The sequence below is a fragment of the Enterobacter sp. HK-058-C-ECC genome, assembly GCF_047531125.1.
Taxonomy (GTDB): Bacteria; Pseudomonadota; Gammaproteobacteria; order Enterobacterales; family Enterobacteriaceae; genus Enterobacter; species Enterobacter quasiroggenkampii.
The window spans coordinates 324,388-339,492 of the sequence record NZ_JBLKCH010000002.1 but is presented as its reverse complement, the minus strand read 5'-3'; the positions used below and the strand labels follow the sequence as shown (position 1 = coordinate 339,492).

The window sequence follows — 15,105 nt, the reverse complement described above, 5'->3', positions numbered from 1 at the left end:
GCCTGAGAGGGTTACCGATTTCGCCTGCCGGGCACATCTTTATCTGGCAACGAACATGCGCATTCAAACAATATTAGTTTTTTATCGTGTAAAATGACCAGTCATATTAATACTCTAAAACGTATTAAGAATATAAAATATATTCTCATTGTTAACGTATTAAGTATTGCTAAACAAGAGCGAATAAAAGTAGCAAAGCTCCTTAAATATAACGGCGATTGTATCAGTGCGCCGCAGCGGATGGTATCGCTTAACGTGGCGGCAGACCAGTATCACAGCACGCTGCGAAGAACATTTTCACTAATACGCTGTTTTTATCTGACTTAAGCTAAATCCCAGGTTGCTAACGGCGAAAAAACAATCCCGTGAAGTTTGCGAGGAAAAACGTCTGAGCCAATGCTATAAGTCTAGATGCCGACCAAAATATAAAACGTGGGTATCATCATGCTAAGAAATATTAGTGTCAGGACCTTTATTATCGGGTTCCTTTTATCGCTATTTTTGGTAAACGCAGGTGTCGTTGTTCTAATTTCCAGCAAGTCCTCTCTCTTTATTTCCCTTAACGTTATCAATTTCGTTGCGCTATTTTTGCTTTGGGTCTACATGACCCGCTATCTTGTGACGCCGATCAATACGGTAAAGAGAAGTATTGAAGAGGTGACAGCAGGCAACCTTGGGGTTTCTATCCCGGAGTTTGGCAATAACTGCGCGGGGCGACTTATTCCCGGGATCAATAGCCTTTCCGGCAACATTGCGACGCTGGTGCGCGAGATCAGGGCGTCGTCGCAAACCGCCATGACCTTATCGGATCAGCTCTCGGCCCGTAGCGCTCAGCTCTCGGTGAAAACCGAACAGCAGTCTGCGTCTTTAGTGCAAACCGCAGCCAGCATGGAGCAAATGGCGGCGAGCACCAAAAACAATGCCGATAACACCCGCCTGGCGAGTGAACAGGCGAATGTGGCGACGCTGCAGGCGCGCAAGGGCGGGGAGCTGATGGGGCAGGTCGCCAACAATATGCAGTCCATTACCGAATGCGCCCAGCAGATGACGGAGATTATTTCATTGATTGACGGCATTGCGTTCCAGACCAATATTCTGGCGCTCAACGCGGCCGTTGAGGCGGCAAGGGCAGGCGACCACGGAAAAGGTTTTTCTGTCGTTGCGGAGGAGGTCAGAAACCTGGCACACCGCAGTGCAGAGGCCGCGAAGAATATCAAAGCGCTGATTGAAGTCACCAGCAGTAACGTCACGCAGGGCGCGACCGTGGTGTCACAGGCAGAGAAGAATATGCATGAAATCGTGACGGGGTCGGGGAACGTCAGCCGCTTGATGGATGAAATTTCCGCGTCGACCTCTGAGCAGGAGAAAGGCATTTCCCAGATCACGCTGGCGCTTTCGGAGCTGGAGCGGGTCACGCAAAGCAACGTGGCGATGGCGGAGGAACTCAACGGCTCCTCTGATGTCCTGCGCAATCAGGTGATTGAGCTGCAGGCCCGCACGCGTAATTTCAGACTGGATCAGGGATCGTTGTCCTCATTACCTGGCGGCTCGCCATCCTTCCTCCCGCGGCCAGAGCACTCTCTCTGACAAAACCGCAACATTCTCGCCGTATTTCTTGCCGGGTGGCGCTGCGCTTACCCGGCCTACACTCTGCCGCAATATCAATACATTACACCCTTCACTGTAGGCCCGTGCAAGCGTAGTGCCGCCGGGCGAAACGCATGGCATGTACATTTCATGAACGATTTCAGCGCGATGGCATACATAGTTGTTGCTTAACCCCTGATGAAAGCTAGACTGACACCGAAAGAGCTAAAAGGCGGAGGAGCTGTGGAAAGCATTAAAGGATCTGAACTAAACGTTCCAGACGCAGTTTTTGCGTGGGTGCTGGACGGTCGCGGCGGTGCCCGGCCGCTGGAAGACAATGATGTGATCGACAGTGCGCATCCCTGCTGGCTGCATCTGAACTACACCCACCCGGACAGCGCTGACTGGCTGGCGTCGACCCCGCTCTTGCCTAACAACGTACGCGATGCGCTGGCCGGTGAAAGCCTGCGCCCCCGCGTGAGCCGAATGGGGGACGGGACGCTGATCACCCTGCGCTGTATTAACGGCAGCACGGATGAACGTCCGGATCAGCTGGTTGCGATGCGGGTCTATATGGACGATGGGCTGATTGTCTCCACCCGACAGCGTAAGGTTCTGGCGCTGGATGACATCGTCAACGATCTGAAAGAGGGCACCGGGCCGATCGACTGCGGCAGTTGGCTGGTGGACGTCTGTGACGCGCTTACCGATCACGCCAGTGAGTTTATTGAAGAACTGCACGACAAAATCATCGACCTGGAAGATAACCTGCTCGATCAGCAGATCCCGCCGCGCGGTTTTCTGGCCTTGTTGCGTAAGCAGTTGATTGTGATGCGCCGCTACATGACGCCGCAGCGCGACGTGTATGCGCGGCTGGCCAGCGAAAGGCTCGCCTGGATGAACGACGATCACCGACGCAGAATGCAGGATATTGCCGACAGGCTGGGCCGCGGGCTGGATGAAATTGATTCCTGTATTGCCAGAACGGCGGTGATGGCGGACGAAATCGCGCAGGTGATGCAGGAGTCGCTGGCGCGAAGAACCTATACGATGTCCCTGATGGCGATGGTGTTTTTACCCAGCACGTTTCTGACCGGGCTGTTTGGCGTCAATCTGGGGGGAATTCCGGGCGGCGCTTATCGCTACGGCTTTACGGCCTTTTGCGTGATGTTAGTTGTTTTGATTGGGGGTGTTGCATGGTGGTTGCATCGTAGTAAATGGCTGTAAATTTACGCTTTTTTCGTCTTTTTCCGGGATTAAAACGCTCTTTTAATTGAGCGAAGTCAATAAACATCTACCCCGTAAGGTGCAATATTACTCCCGCAGGTGAATGCAACGTCAAGCGATGGGCGTTGCGCTCCATATTGTCTTACTTCCTTTTTTGAATTACTGCATAGCACAATTGATTCGTACGACGCCGACTTCATAGTCGGCTTTTTTTTGCCTCCTGATTCTCAGCGTCTACCCTAAAAGGGACGACAGCAAATTCTGGAGGGAATGATGAGCATCCTTAACGCTCTGCTACTGCCACAATCGCGTCAGTCCGATCCTATCCCCAGCGATCCGGTACCCATGCCCGATCCTATCCCGCGTCCGCAGCCGATGCCGGACCCGCCGCCCGATGAAGAACCGATTAAATTGTCGCATCGAACCGCGAGATCTGCGAGGATACGCGCCATCTGACTGCAAAGATCACCACGAGAGACTATAGTGACCGCTTTTTCTACCCTGAATGTTTTGCCCGCCGCCCAACTCGATAACCTCAACGAGTTGGGATACCTCACGATGACGCCTGTTCAGGCGGCCGCCTTACCTGCCATTCTCGAGGGCCGTGACGTGCGCGTGCAGGCGAAAACGGGCAGTGGAAAAACGGCGGCATTTGGCCTTGGCCTGTTGCAGCATATCGATGCGGCGCTTTTTCAGACCCAGTCTCTGGTGCTGTGTCCGACCCGCGAACTGGCAGACCAGGTTGCGGGTGAACTGCGTCGCCTGGCGCGTTTCCTGCCCAATACCAAGATCTTAACCCTCTGCGGCGGGCAGCCGTTCGGCGCCCAGCGTGATTCACTCCAGCATGCCCCGCACATTATTGTCGCGACGCCTGGCCGTCTTCTCGATCATCTGCAGAAGGGCACCGTCTCGCTGGATGCGCTACAAACGCTGGTCATGGATGAGGCCGATCGCATGCTGGACATGGGTTTCAGCGATGCCATTGACGAGGTGATCCGTTTTGCACCGGCCGATCGCCAGACGCTGCTGTTCTCCGCAACCTGGCCGGAAGCCATTGCCGCCATCAGCGGCCGCGTGCAGAAAAATCCCCTTACCATTGAAATTGACAGCGTAGATGCGCTGCCCGCGATCGAACAGCAGTTCTTTGAAACCTCGCAGCAGGGGAAGATCCCGCTCCTGCAGAAATTGCTGAGCCAGCATCAGCCTGCCTCTTGCGTGGTGTTCTGTAATACCAAAAAAGACTGTCAGTCGGTTTGTGATGCCCTGAATGCCGCCGGGCAGAGCGCGCTGTCGCTGCATGGCGATCTGGAACAGCGCGATCGCGATCAGACGCTGGTCCGTTTCGCGAATGGCAGCGCCCGCGTGCTGGTTGCGACCGACGTTGCTGCGCGCGGTCTGGATATTAAATCGCTTGAGCTGGTGGTGAACTTTGAGCTGGCGTGGGATCCGGAAGTACACGTGCACCGTATTGGCCGTACCGCGCGCGCAGGAAACAGCGGTCTGGCGATCAGCTTCTGCGCACCTGAAGAGGCGCAGCGCGCCAATATTCTCTCTGAAATGCTGCAGATTAAGCTGAACTGGATGAATCCCCCAGCCGGCGTCAGCCTTGTGCCGCTGGAGGCCGAAATGGCGACCCTGTGCATTGATGGCGGTAAAAAAGCCAAGATGCGTCCTGGTGATGTTCTAGGTGCACTGACAGGGGATGTGGGTCTGGACGGGGCGGATATCGGTAAGATTGCTGTCCATCCGGCGCATGTCTACGTCGCGGTTCGCCAGGCGGTTGCCCATAAAGCATGGAAGCAGCTGCAAAACGGGAAAATTAAGGGTAAAACCTGCCGCGTACGTCTGCTGAAATAAAGCATGAAGCGTCTCAGAAGGTGTTTCTGAGACGCTAATCGCTTACTTCACTTCAAGCACGTTCAGACGCAACTCTTCAAACTGATTGTCATCATCTTCCGGCTGCCAGCCTGCTGGCTGCATCGGGATCTCTTCCCGGTCAAACGCCAGATCGCCGCCATTCACCACGTCTGAGTCATGGTTGATGCCTTTAAAGTCGAACAGCTCCACATCCGCGAGATGGGAAGGGACGACGTTCTGCATGGCGCTGAACATGGTTTCGATACGACCAGGATAGCGCTTATCCCAGTCGCGCAGCATGTCGCCAATCACCTGACGCTGCAGGTTCGGCTGAGAGCCGCAGAGGTTACATGGAATGATCGGGAACCCTTTAGCCTGAGAGAAACGCTCAATGTCTTTTTCACGGCAGTAGGCAAGCGGGCGGATCACAATATGTTTACCGTCATCACTCATCAGCTTAGGTGGCATACCTTTCATCTTGCCGCCGTAGAACATATTGAGGAACAGCGTTTGCAGGATATCGTCGCGGTGATGGCCCAGGGCAATTTTGGTCGCGCCCAGCTCCGTCGCGGTACGATAAAGAATGCCGCGGCGCAGACGAGAGCACAGAGAGCAGGTGGTTTTCCCTTCCGGGATCTTCTCTTTCACAATACCGTAGGTATTTTCTTCGACGATTTTGTACTCAACGCCCAGCTTCTCGAGGTATTCCGGCAGAATGTGTTCCGGGAAGCCCGGCTGTTTCTGGTCAAGGTTGACCGCCACCAGGGAAAATTTCACCGGCGCACTTTGCTGAAGATTACGCAGGATCTCCAGCATGGTGTAGCTGTCTTTACCCCCTGACAGGCAAACCATGATGCGGTCGCCTTCTTCAATCATGTTGAAGTCTGCAATGGCTTCGCCAACGTTACGGCGCAGCCGCTTTTGCAGTTTGTTAAGATTGTATTGCTCTTTTTTGTTAATCTCTTGATTCTCTTGCATTGAGTACTACCTTCGGAGCCAGCAGGGGCAAAAATTGTATGCCGCGTATGGTACGGATTCCGGCGGCGAATGCCAGCACGTTTTACTGCTGCGTGAAATCTGGCGCCGATACGTGATAAAGGGTAGCGTTCAGACGTTTGGATACGATAGCGACTTTACGGCAAACGGCGCAGTTGTGGTGCAATCATCTCCGCCAGTATCAATATTGAAGATTAGCAGTAAGCATGCTGTAATGAGCTTACTTAATTTGAGGGTAACTTGAGCTTAGATTTAAAAATGATAAAAACTTCTACTCTTTTCCTTTGTTCCTCCTTATTTTCAAGCATGGCTTTTGCAGAAAATCACTACATACCTCTACTTTATAACTTATCGACTATGTTTGATTTCAATCCAGTTAAGGGGGCTGTTAAATCCTTAGATACTGATGTTGAGGAGAATGGAAAAATCACTTATAAAATCTCCATCAGACTGAATAAAAATGGTTGTGTTGATAGCTTAAACCTTGATAATGTTTCTTCCGGGCATGAAACCATTCTAAAATATACAAATGGAAGTCTTATTGGCCATAGAGATGGCAAGCCTTTCTCAATACAACTTGATGAAAAATGTCACATTTTGAGTAAAAATGAAAACGGTGACGAGTTGCGTTACACTCTTTACTCGAATGGATTAATTAAAGACACCTATTTTTTAGGCAAAAAAATATCTGAACATTTTTATGATGAAGACGATAATTTGACGCGCTCTGAATTTTATAGTTCAGAAAGCGTTATGTCTAAAAATGAAATATCTTATGTTGATAAAAAAAGAAAGCCTCTTGATTATACACTAATAAACTCATCAGTTTTCTCGGAGGGGTATACAGCAACCAGTTCTTGTCATTATAACGAAATGCTTGTGCCTGAAATATGTAATGCCACAGTACAGAACGCAGGTAATCCGGCACCGAAACCAGTTTCAATGACAGCACATACGAAAGTTGAATTCTACTAGATTAAAACGATTCCAGTAAGCTACCTCCGGCGTCATGGTGTTTTATCGGGACGAGTTCAATGAAGGCACTGGCTTAATGTAAGAGAAATTTAAGATGAATGTAGAAACGGTCCGCTTAATCCTGGAACCCTTTAATGATTCACATTATGAAGGCTTAAGGGTAATGGATAGTGATGCTGAAGTGATGCGCTATATCAATAAGGGTATTGTTAAAACGCCCGAAGAAACCTGGGAGGGTATCAGAAGGGTGCAGGCTCGCTGGGATAAGTATCACTTCTCGTGGTGGGCTATCAGAGAGAAATTTTCTGGTGCGATCGTTGGTGCAGCATGCCTCCAGCACCTGGCAAATGTGGAGGGTGCACCATTAGAGATTGGCTGGCGCCTCGTTCCTGAACACAATGGCAAAGGCTATGCTACAGAGGCAGCGAAAGCGATCGTTGATTATGCTGTAGAACGGGTGGGAGCATCTTATCTGGTGGCCGTGGCCGATCCCGAAAATATCGCATCGCAGCGTGTTATGAAAAGGTTAGGTATGACTTATAAAGCAATAGAGCAGCATTACGATACTCAATGCGTAGTCTATGAGCTTAATATTGGTAAGCCTGCTTAAGTAACAGATACACCTCTGCCACTTTATCTCCGCTTACAGCACCTCAACCAATTCAAATTCTTCTGCGACCAGTTCCATATCTTCAGAAAAATGGCCTTCGCGGAAGAAAAATCGCTGATGCTCTGTCTGCCAGTATTCAAGGCTTAAATCACCTTCACCCTCTTTACGAGCGAATTCCTCAGTAACATCGCAAAAACGCACCAGTCGCATGGAAACCAGCCGGATCACACAGACCGGGACATTCTGACCATCAAGGATTATGTTGTAGCTTCCTATCCGTGGAGCAGACACATCCTGCGAGTACGAGGCAAAAGAGCCGCAGGTGGCCGTTTTGAGCCCTTTTTTAATCAGGTCCGCTAGTTCGTTCGCCAGTTCCAGGCTGTCACCCATTTGCCAGGCCTGTGCGCCCGGGTATTTCATTTTTAATTCCTCAACCGTCACCATTCAACTTCCCTCATAGCTTTTATCAAAAGAAACATACCAGCGGTTTTAGCATAAACATCGTCGATACCAGAAGCGTACTCTGCTTTCCTGACACCTTTTTTCACTGGTGGGCAGGAAAACAAAGCGTTGCGCTTATTGCTCGAGTAAATATATCCTTGCGGAGTTATCTGCGTGGTGAATCTATGGCCGGTAGCCAGGCGCGTGACGTTGTATAACAAAGAAAAGTCACCGGGATAGAACCGACACCACGCTTTTTCTGTAACTTTCATCCCATTGGAAGGGGTTAACGTGTTCAAGCTTAATTCATCGCTACTGGTGGCGTTGCTACTGTCAGGCTGTAGCGCCGATCTGGTTCTCAGCCCACCTCAGCAACCTGAATACAAGTCGATGCCTGAAATAACGCAGTCTGTGACGCCATCACAACAGCGCGCAATCATGGCAGGCGAGCGGCCTGACTGGTCAGAAAGAACGCCGGTCAAGACAATAAAGCAGTACTAATAAGCACGTATCAACCAGGGCTGCCGTTCGGCGGCCTTTTTATTTCCCCATTTTAGAAGGTGCAACGATGGAGGCTGGTTTGCGGGAAAATTTCTGACGCATGACATGGTATTTCTTTCTTTATCAACCATGCTTAAGACGAAGACAATTCAATCACTTCAGCATCACCGAAGCGGCAACGTCACTCGAGTCGAGAACCCTGAATGCGCCATGCACCTATCTCCTTAGCTGCAGCCACGGCAATTTTTATGCTGGGCGTTTTTATCATCAATTTACAGGTTTGGTATTCTGCACGGGCTGACAGCCTTGCAGGGGCGCACTATGTCGTGCGAAACATGAACGTCATTCTTAAAGAAGCTCGTCATGCGACCCAGATAGCAATGCAGCTTGCTGAGAATGAGTGTGATGCTGAAGGGCAGTATCGGCTCGGTACTGAAGCGGCATTACAACCCCATCTGAGAACGATCGTTATTCTGAAACAAGATGCGGTCTGGTGCTCCTCTTTACCGGGAAATCGCGTGTTGCTGGTTAACGGCTCAGCGCTGCCTCAGGCATCATTGCTACTTGTTCCATCGAAAAGTACGGTCAACGGCCTGCCGGTTCTCTTATACCAGACAAACCATGCCGGAAGCCGAATCATGGTGAGCATCAGCGACAGCCATATCCGGGATGCGCTGAATATGCCATTACGTGGCGTGGCGTATTCACTGCAAGTCGGCAATCGTCGTTTAGGCCAATCCGGCGATGTGTTGACGGCACCCCATGCAAACAAAGATGTACTGACGGTAAAAGACGCTGATTATCCCTTCGCGATTCAATTTAACGCTCCGCCTCTTTTTAGCCTGACGAGATTATTCGACCAGGCCGGTGGGGTGCTGTTATTTCTGCTGCTCATTTCCTCTCTTCCTGCTTATCTTCTGCAACGCTATCTCTCTAAGGATATATCGCCTGAAGATTCGCTGCGTACTGCCATCTACAGAAATGAAATTATTCCCTATTACCAACCCGTCGTGAGCGGAAAAGAGGGCACCTTGCGCGGTGTCGAGGTGCTGGCCAGATGGAAGCATCCGCAATCCGGGTTTATTTCTCCCGCGTCGTTTATTCCGCTTGCTGAAAAATCAGGGTTAATTATTCCATTAACCCAAAGCTTAATGCGTCAGGTTGCAATGCAGATGAATTCAATTTCTTCGCTGCTGCCGGAAGGATTCCATGTAGGAATTAACTTCAGTGCGTCTCATATCGTGGCCTCTACCTTTTTTGAAGAGTGCCTGAATTACAAGCGCAGCTTTGTGCAACAGGATCTTAACCTTGTCGTTGAGGTGACCGAGCGCGAGCCCCTCCACGTAGATGAACATCTCGTTAAAACCCTGAATGAGCTGCATAACAATGGATTTGCAATCGCGCTGGATGATTTTGGAACGGGCTATTCTGGCCTGTCCTACCTGCAGGACCTGCACATTGATTACATCAAAATCGACCAAAGCTTTGTTGCCAGAGTGAATGCCAATGAGGATTCCACCCTGATCCTGGATTCGGTACTGGAACTGGCAAAAAAACTGTCAATCCGTATTGTGGCGGAAGGGGTTGAAACCCAGCAACAGCTTGATTATCTCATCCGCAATAACATCACGTTTTTACAGGGCTACTTCTTCTACAAACCCGTTCCCTTTAAGGAGTTGATAAAAATCCTTTTGTCGAAGCCAAAGGTTAAAGTGAGGGTGGAGTGACGTTTTCCCAGTTGTCTGCATTTCCCGCCTGATATATGCGTAAGTAGCGTATAATGCGGCGTCGAAAACTGCTTAACAATCCTTTGGCCGGTACTATGACCCTCAATCGCTTTTGTTATTTACTCCTGATCTTTGCTGCAATCGGCAGCCTTTTTGCCTCTAACCCTTTGGCTATGTGGTTTCTGCTGATCAATGTGCTGACGATGGCTATGTATGGCGCCGATAAACAGGCAGCGCGTAAGGGTATGCGCAGGGTACCGGAAGCCACGCTGCTGGTATTTGGCGTAACCGGCGGCTGGCCTGGCGCGATTGTGGGCCAGCAACTCTTTCGCCATAAAACGCAAAAGCAGCCCTTTAAAACCTACTTTTTCTTAAGCATTGTCGTTAGCATTGCCGTGATGGCGGCGGTTTACCATTTCTCGCCTGTTTCGTCTTTATGAGCGTATTGACATCAAGTTAACTTGAGCTTTTAAGATGTCAGCACCACGTTGATAAAGGAGTAACATCTTAAAATGAAAGACATTGATGTAGGTTTCACTCATGTCGCGTTTATGGTCAGGGACCTGGAAAAGAGTATCGCGTTCTATCGTCGCTATGCCGGTATGGAGGTTATTCATTTGCGTGAACCCGACATGCCTGATGCCAGAAGAGTCGCATGGCTTAGCGACCATACCCGTCCTTTTGCACTGGTTCTGGTACAGGCTGATGCCGTGACCGACACGCCGCTGGGCAGCTTCGGGCATCTGGGAATTGCCTGTGCGACCCGCGAAGAAATTGACAGAAAAACCGCGATGGCCACCGCTGAAGGTGTGCTAAGGAAAGCGCCTGAGAATGTAGGCGATCCCGTAGGATACTATGTCTTTTTTGCCGATCCCGATGGAAACACGTTAGAGCTGTCATTCGGACAGCGCGTCGGTCTGGAAGCGATCCGAACGGCCAGTCGGAATAAATAAAGCGAAGATACGTTAGCAACAGGAAACAGACCGCGTCGCGCGTCGTTAATTGATCCTCCATCACTGCCAATAGTGGTAGGACTATTCTTAAGTTGTTGCTGTTTTTTGCACAATCTGAATAATACGTGCAACACCACGGACGATAACATCCCATGAAAATAGTATCTATTATGCTGGCAGTGCTGGCGCTTTTTTCTGCGCCTGCCTGGTCCGCTTTTCAGGAGCGGGAATATAATACCTGGTATATGAAAAATGCGGTGCTTTATGATATGACGCAGACCTCGGAAGGTTATCCCGTCATGGTGAGCGTATCCCAGCCTGGGAGGAAATCCGCTAATTTGCTGGTGTCATATATTACGGAAGGGCGCTGTGGTGAGAATAAGCCGCCACTCAATGTGAATGGTAAAGTGCTTCCCTCCAAATATCATTGTGTTCAGATAGGGAAAAACAGAATTGAACATTTTTCAGTTGTGGATGCGGACAGCGTCAATGGCATTGTGACGCATTTAAAATCTGATTTCACTATTCTCCTGCAAAACGATATCAAAATTTGGGCGGCAAATATCAAAACGCCAAAATACGGGCTGGCACCGAGATTCTAACGATGAAATGTCTGTCTCACGACAGGTATTATTTCTATCATGGTAATCATTTATGAAAGAATAGTGTCATGGTGTTATTAATCAAAATATGGAGTAAGTGGCCCTGTTTTTTTACGTATTGAAATGGACTGTATGCTAAACGGTACGAAACCGCACAAATAATCCTTACTAACATTGTGGATAAAGCTCGCTACCAGACTTACGCTTGCTAACGGCGTTTTAGTTGTTCAGCACATCTTTATTGGTAAGGAGCAGAAAATGTCACATCCTAATAGTCTGGATTTGCTAAGCCGTAAAGAAGGAATGTGTTTGTTAGAGCAAAGCATGGGTTTTGTCTGGCAGGCAGCACTTCGGGCTGTCGCAGTATTAGGCGTTGCAGATCGTCTGGTTGAAGGAAAAAAATCCGTTACGCAACTGGCGGAGGAGCTTAATGTCGATGGCGACTATCTTCATCGGATCATGCGCGTATTATCCTCTCGTGGAGTGTTCAACGAACTGTCCGAAGCTGAATATAGCCTTAGCCATTCAGCACAGTTCCTGTGTTCTGAACATGAATTTTCATTGCGTGCGGCGGTGCTCATGCTGACAGACCCAACATTCTGGCAGCCAGCGGCTAAAATGGATGAGATATTGCAAGGCAAACCTGTTTTTAATGATTTGTTTGGCAAGCCTTTTTACGACTACTGGCAGCATGATGACACGATGACTGACAGCAACATTTTTCATGCGGGTATGGCCTCTATGTCATCCGTAGAGAATGAAGTCATCGCCGATAGCTATTCGTTTCCTCAAAATGCTATCGTTGCCGATATTGCCGGTGGGCTGGGTAATTTATTGCTGGCTGTTTTACGCCGAAATCCGACCTTAACAGGGATCCTATTCGATCAAAAAGACGTGCTTGCGCGGAATCGACTGTATCTGTTAAATGACAATCGTCGATGGAAGGCAGTTGAGGGTGACTTTTTTGGAGCCTGTCCTGTAGCGGATATTTACCTGCTTAAATATATTTTGATGGACTGGCCTGATGAGAAAGCGGTTCAGATACTTCAATCGTGTAGAAATGCAATGAAAGAAAATTCCCGATTATTAATTTTTGAACCACTTATAAAAAAAGAAAATAATGAGCAGGGACGATTTGAAATTGACCTTCTTCTTTTAACAAGCTTTGATGGAGGGCGGGCAAGAACGGAGTCTGAGTATCAGATCTTGTTTGAAAAGACCAGTCTGAAGCTAAACACTATAATAGACACCCGTTCGTATCTGTCGATTTTAGAAGTCGTACCTGTCTGAACTACGTAAATTATATTCACAAAGCGAGTGTCCTCATTCCGTTTTACCGGATTCCTGCTACGCTTGTCTGTTGTATCAGGAGCATGAGCATGATGAACAAAGACGAACAAACAGGTTTAGTGGGGCTGGCGATTGGGGCCGCCGTCATTGGGCTGGTTTCAGCGCAGAAACCGATCCATCGCAACAGTATTGTCGATGAACTGGTCAGGCTCGGCAGGCAAAAAGGCGATGGTGTAGAAGACGAGGTTTTCGTCAAGGCCGCCGAGCTGGTGAGAAAAGGGGTATAGCCTATGGCTGAATGTCGTAATGCGCAGTGCCATTGCGGTGCGGTGGCCTTTACCGTTGCGCTCACGGATGGCCTGAATACCGCGCGGCGCTGCAGCTGTTCCTTTTGTCGCATGCGGGGCGCGGTCGTCGTCTCTGCGCCGCTGTCAGGGATTACCGTGACCAAAGGTGAGGATAAGCTCACGGAGTACCGCTTTAACACGGGGACGGCACGGCACTTCTTCTGCTCGGTGTGCGGGATCTACACGTTCCATCAGCGGCGTTCCAATCCAAACGAATACGGCGTGAACGTTGCCTGCTTCGAAAACGTCTCACCGTTCGATTTTCCTGACGTGACGGTGATGGACGGGGTTAACCATCCCTCGGATGGAGACAGCGGGGTGTTTGGCTACCTCTCTTTTCGCAAGAAAGGGACAGTTGAGGCGTAATTGCCGCCTGGCCACTCTGTAATCAGCCTGGCTATAGTGGAGGGTGGTTATCTGAAACAGGAGAAACTATGCTCTGTGTTGAAAAAGACGATCCGCGTGAGGCCCCTGAATCAGGTGATAAAAAGCCTCAACCCGTGAAAAAATAACGCGAACTGCGCGTTTACCCGCCACCGGCACTGCTGGTGGCTTTTTATTTCCGCGGGAGCAATATTAACCACCATCGAGGTGGTTCAACACAGCGCCGAGATGACCGACAATATCAGCAAAATCAAAAATTAACGCCATCCAGATGAGCGCTAAAAGAGTAAGTACGGCAACGGATACACGACCAAACAACGCTGTTATCCCTTGTGATGAAAAGGTTATCGTCTGAGTTTAACCAGCTTTCCCTCAACTTACCCTCAACCACACGATTCCAGAACCTGTTTTTTGTGACGAGTTTCAAAAAAGGGGGGGAGCCCGCATCATCATGCGGGCTCTGGCAATCAGAACTGGTAAACCAGGCCCAGTGCCACGACATCATCCGTGCCGATGCCGTTGTTTTTGTAGAAGTTGTCATCTTCATCCAGCAGGTTAATTTTGTAATCAACGTAGGTGGACATGTTTTTGTTGAAGTAGTAGGTCGCGCCGATGTCAGCGTATTTAACCAGATCCTGGTCGCCCTGGCCGTTACCGAGGTCCTTACCTTTAGACTGCAGGTAGGAAAGGGACGGACGCAGGCCGAAGTCGAACTGGTACTGTGCGGTCACTTCGAAGTTCTGGGTTTTGTTGGCAATACCGCCGCCCGAAGTGCTGTCAGTGGAACCGTATGGCGTCATATTGCGGGTTTCAGAGTACATAGCCGCCAGGTAGATATTATTAGCATCATATTTCAGACCCGCGGTCCATGCGTCCGCTTTATCGCCGCCCGCATATTGAGATGCAGCACCAGTGCCTGCGATCACCTGGTCATTAGTACGATCTGAAGAGGTATAGGCTGCCCCTGCGGTAATCCCCATGCCGAAGTCATAGGTGGTAGAGATACCGAAGCCGTCGCCGTTTTCGTGACGCATGTCGCGACCGTTGTTGGTGCCTTCCTGATTGTTGCTGGCATCTTCATTTTTGCCCTGATACTGCAGCGCAAAGTTCAGACCCTGCACCAGACCATAGAAGTCGGTGTTACGGTAGGTGGCCACGCCGTTGGCACGGCCGGTCATGAAGTTGTCGGCTTTGGTGTAGGAGTCCCCGCCGAACTCAGGCAGCATATCGGTCCAGCCTTCTACGTCGTACAGAACACCGTAGTTACGACCGTAATCGAAGGAGCCATAATCACCCACTTTGATACCGGCGAAGGCCAGACGTGTCCAGGACTGGTTATCAGACCCTTCGGTGTTATTAGCCTGAATGTTGTACTCCCACTGCGCGTAGCCGGTCATCATGTCGTTGATCTGGGTTTCGCCTTTGAAGCCCAGACGCATGTAGGTTTGATCCCCGTCAGCGCCTTTATCGTCGGAGAAATAGTGCAGACCATCTACTTTTCCGTACAGATCTAATTTGTTGCCGTCTTTATTATAAATCTCTGCTGCATGAGTTGCGCCAGCCATTAACAGAGCCGGAATCATCAGGGCCAATACTTTTCTTTGCATT

General features: G+C 49.8%; 18 protein-coding genes and 1 pseudogene. 14 read left to right on the top strand and 5 right to left on the bottom strand.

Annotated features, from left to right (window positions below; translation table 11 throughout):
* Positions 1-444 precede the first annotated feature (444 nt).
* From ACMWJS_RS05670 to dbpA, 4 genes are all read left to right on the top strand, one after another.
* Positions 445-1,587, top strand: a complete 1,143-nt coding sequence (locus tag ACMWJS_RS05670; protein WP_069719081.1) for a methyl-accepting chemotaxis protein — start codon at positions 445-447, stop codon at positions 1,585-1,587.
* 243 nt (positions 1,588-1,830) lie between these two features.
* A complete protein-coding gene (gene zntB, locus ACMWJS_RS05665; protein ID WP_023292275.1) occupies positions 1,831-2,814 on the top strand; it encodes a zinc transporter ZntB in 984 nt (327 codons plus the stop codon).
* Between the two features lie 291 nt (positions 2,815-3,105).
* Positions 3,106-3,270, top strand: a complete 165-nt coding sequence (locus ACMWJS_RS05660; protein WP_304665500.1) for a hypothetical protein — start codon at positions 3,106-3,108, stop codon at positions 3,268-3,270.
* Between the two features lie 27 nt (positions 3,271-3,297).
* Positions 3,298-4,671, top strand: coding sequence for an ATP-dependent RNA helicase DbpA (dbpA, locus tag ACMWJS_RS05655; RefSeq protein WP_126533759.1), 1,374 nt, complete (start codon positions 3,298-3,300; stop codon positions 4,669-4,671).
* A gap of 42 nt (positions 4,672-4,713) precedes the next feature.
* Here dbpA and ttcA read toward each other — a convergent pair whose 3' ends face one another.
* On the bottom strand, positions 4,714-5,649 hold the full coding sequence (gene ttcA / locus ACMWJS_RS05650) for a tRNA 2-thiocytidine(32) synthetase TtcA (protein WP_048029802.1): 936 nt from the start codon (positions 5,647-5,649) through the stop codon (positions 4,714-4,716).
* 35 nt (positions 5,650-5,684) lie between these two features.
* Positions 5,685-5,774 (bottom strand): annotated as a pseudogene (locus ACMWJS_RS05645) (hypothetical protein); the annotation flags it as partial.
* A 133-nt stretch (positions 5,775-5,907) separates the two neighbouring features.
* Here ACMWJS_RS05645 and ACMWJS_RS05640 point away from each other — a divergent pair.
* Together ACMWJS_RS05640 and ACMWJS_RS05635 are read left to right on the top strand one after the other, a co-directional pair.
* A complete protein-coding gene (locus tag ACMWJS_RS05640) occupies positions 5,908-6,642 on the top strand; it encodes a YnfC family lipoprotein (protein ID WP_414746780.1) in 735 nt (244 codons plus the stop codon).
* Between the two features lie 94 nt (positions 6,643-6,736).
* Entirely contained in the window at positions 6,737-7,252 is a 516-nt protein-coding gene (locus ACMWJS_RS05635; RefSeq protein ID WP_262777914.1) for a GNAT family N-acetyltransferase, read from the top strand.
* Between the two features lie 33 nt (positions 7,253-7,285).
* On the opposite strand, the gene ACMWJS_RS05630 is transcribed toward ACMWJS_RS05635, so the two are convergent.
* Positions 7,286-7,696, bottom strand: coding sequence for an ASCH domain-containing protein (locus ACMWJS_RS05630; RefSeq protein ID WP_262777912.1), 411 nt, complete (start codon positions 7,694-7,696; stop codon positions 7,286-7,288).
* On the bottom strand, positions 7,690-7,992 hold the full coding sequence (locus ACMWJS_RS05625) for a hypothetical protein (protein ID WP_262789616.1): 303 nt from the start codon (positions 7,990-7,992) through the stop codon (positions 7,690-7,692). Before ACMWJS_RS05625 ends, ACMWJS_RS05630 begins: the two co-directional genes overlap by 7 nt.
* A 405-nt stretch (positions 7,993-8,397) precedes the next feature.
* Here ACMWJS_RS05625 and ACMWJS_RS05620 point away from each other — a divergent pair, with 405 nt between their 5' ends.
* From ACMWJS_RS05620 to ACMWJS_RS05585, 8 genes are all read left to right on the top strand, one after another.
* A complete protein-coding gene (locus ACMWJS_RS05620) occupies positions 8,398-9,921 on the top strand; it encodes a cyclic diguanylate phosphodiesterase (protein WP_063621815.1) in 1,524 nt (507 codons plus the stop codon).
* 95 nt (positions 9,922-10,016) lie between these two features.
* Entirely contained in the window at positions 10,017-10,361 is a 345-nt protein-coding gene (locus ACMWJS_RS05615) for a DUF1294 domain-containing protein (RefSeq protein WP_196346425.1), read from the top strand.
* Between the two features lie 72 nt (positions 10,362-10,433).
* Entirely contained in the window at positions 10,434-10,874 is a 441-nt protein-coding gene (locus ACMWJS_RS05610; protein ID WP_414746779.1) for a VOC family protein, read from the top strand.
* 152 nt (positions 10,875-11,026) lie between these two features.
* Entirely contained in the window at positions 11,027-11,476 is a 450-nt protein-coding gene (locus tag ACMWJS_RS05605; RefSeq protein ID WP_414746778.1) for a hypothetical protein, read from the top strand.
* A 258-nt stretch (positions 11,477-11,734) separates the two neighbouring features.
* Entirely contained in the window at positions 11,735-12,766 is a 1,032-nt protein-coding gene (locus tag ACMWJS_RS05600; RefSeq protein WP_196364494.1) for a methyltransferase, read from the top strand.
* Positions 12,767-12,855: 89 nt separating this feature from the next.
* Positions 12,856-13,053, top strand: a complete 198-nt coding sequence (locus ACMWJS_RS05595; protein WP_023616678.1) for a hypothetical protein — start codon at positions 12,856-12,858, stop codon at positions 13,051-13,053.
* A gap of 3 nt (positions 13,054-13,056) precedes the next feature.
* On the top strand, positions 13,057-13,479 hold the full coding sequence (locus tag ACMWJS_RS05590) for a GFA family protein (protein WP_167210930.1): 423 nt from the start codon (positions 13,057-13,059) through the stop codon (positions 13,477-13,479).
* A gap of 68 nt (positions 13,480-13,547) precedes the next feature.
* On the top strand, positions 13,548-13,625 hold the full coding sequence (locus tag ACMWJS_RS05585; protein ID WP_223239581.1) for a hypothetical protein: 78 nt from the start codon (positions 13,548-13,550) through the stop codon (positions 13,623-13,625).
* 339 nt (positions 13,626-13,964) lie between these two features.
* On the opposite strand, the gene ompC is transcribed toward ACMWJS_RS05585, so the two are convergent.
* Positions 13,965-15,104 carry a porin OmpC gene (ompC, locus tag ACMWJS_RS05580; protein WP_167210926.1) on the bottom strand — a complete coding sequence of 380 codons (1,140 nt, stop codon included), beginning with the start codon at positions 15,102-15,104 and terminating at the stop codon, positions 13,965-13,967.
* Position 15,105 lies beyond the last annotated feature (1 nt).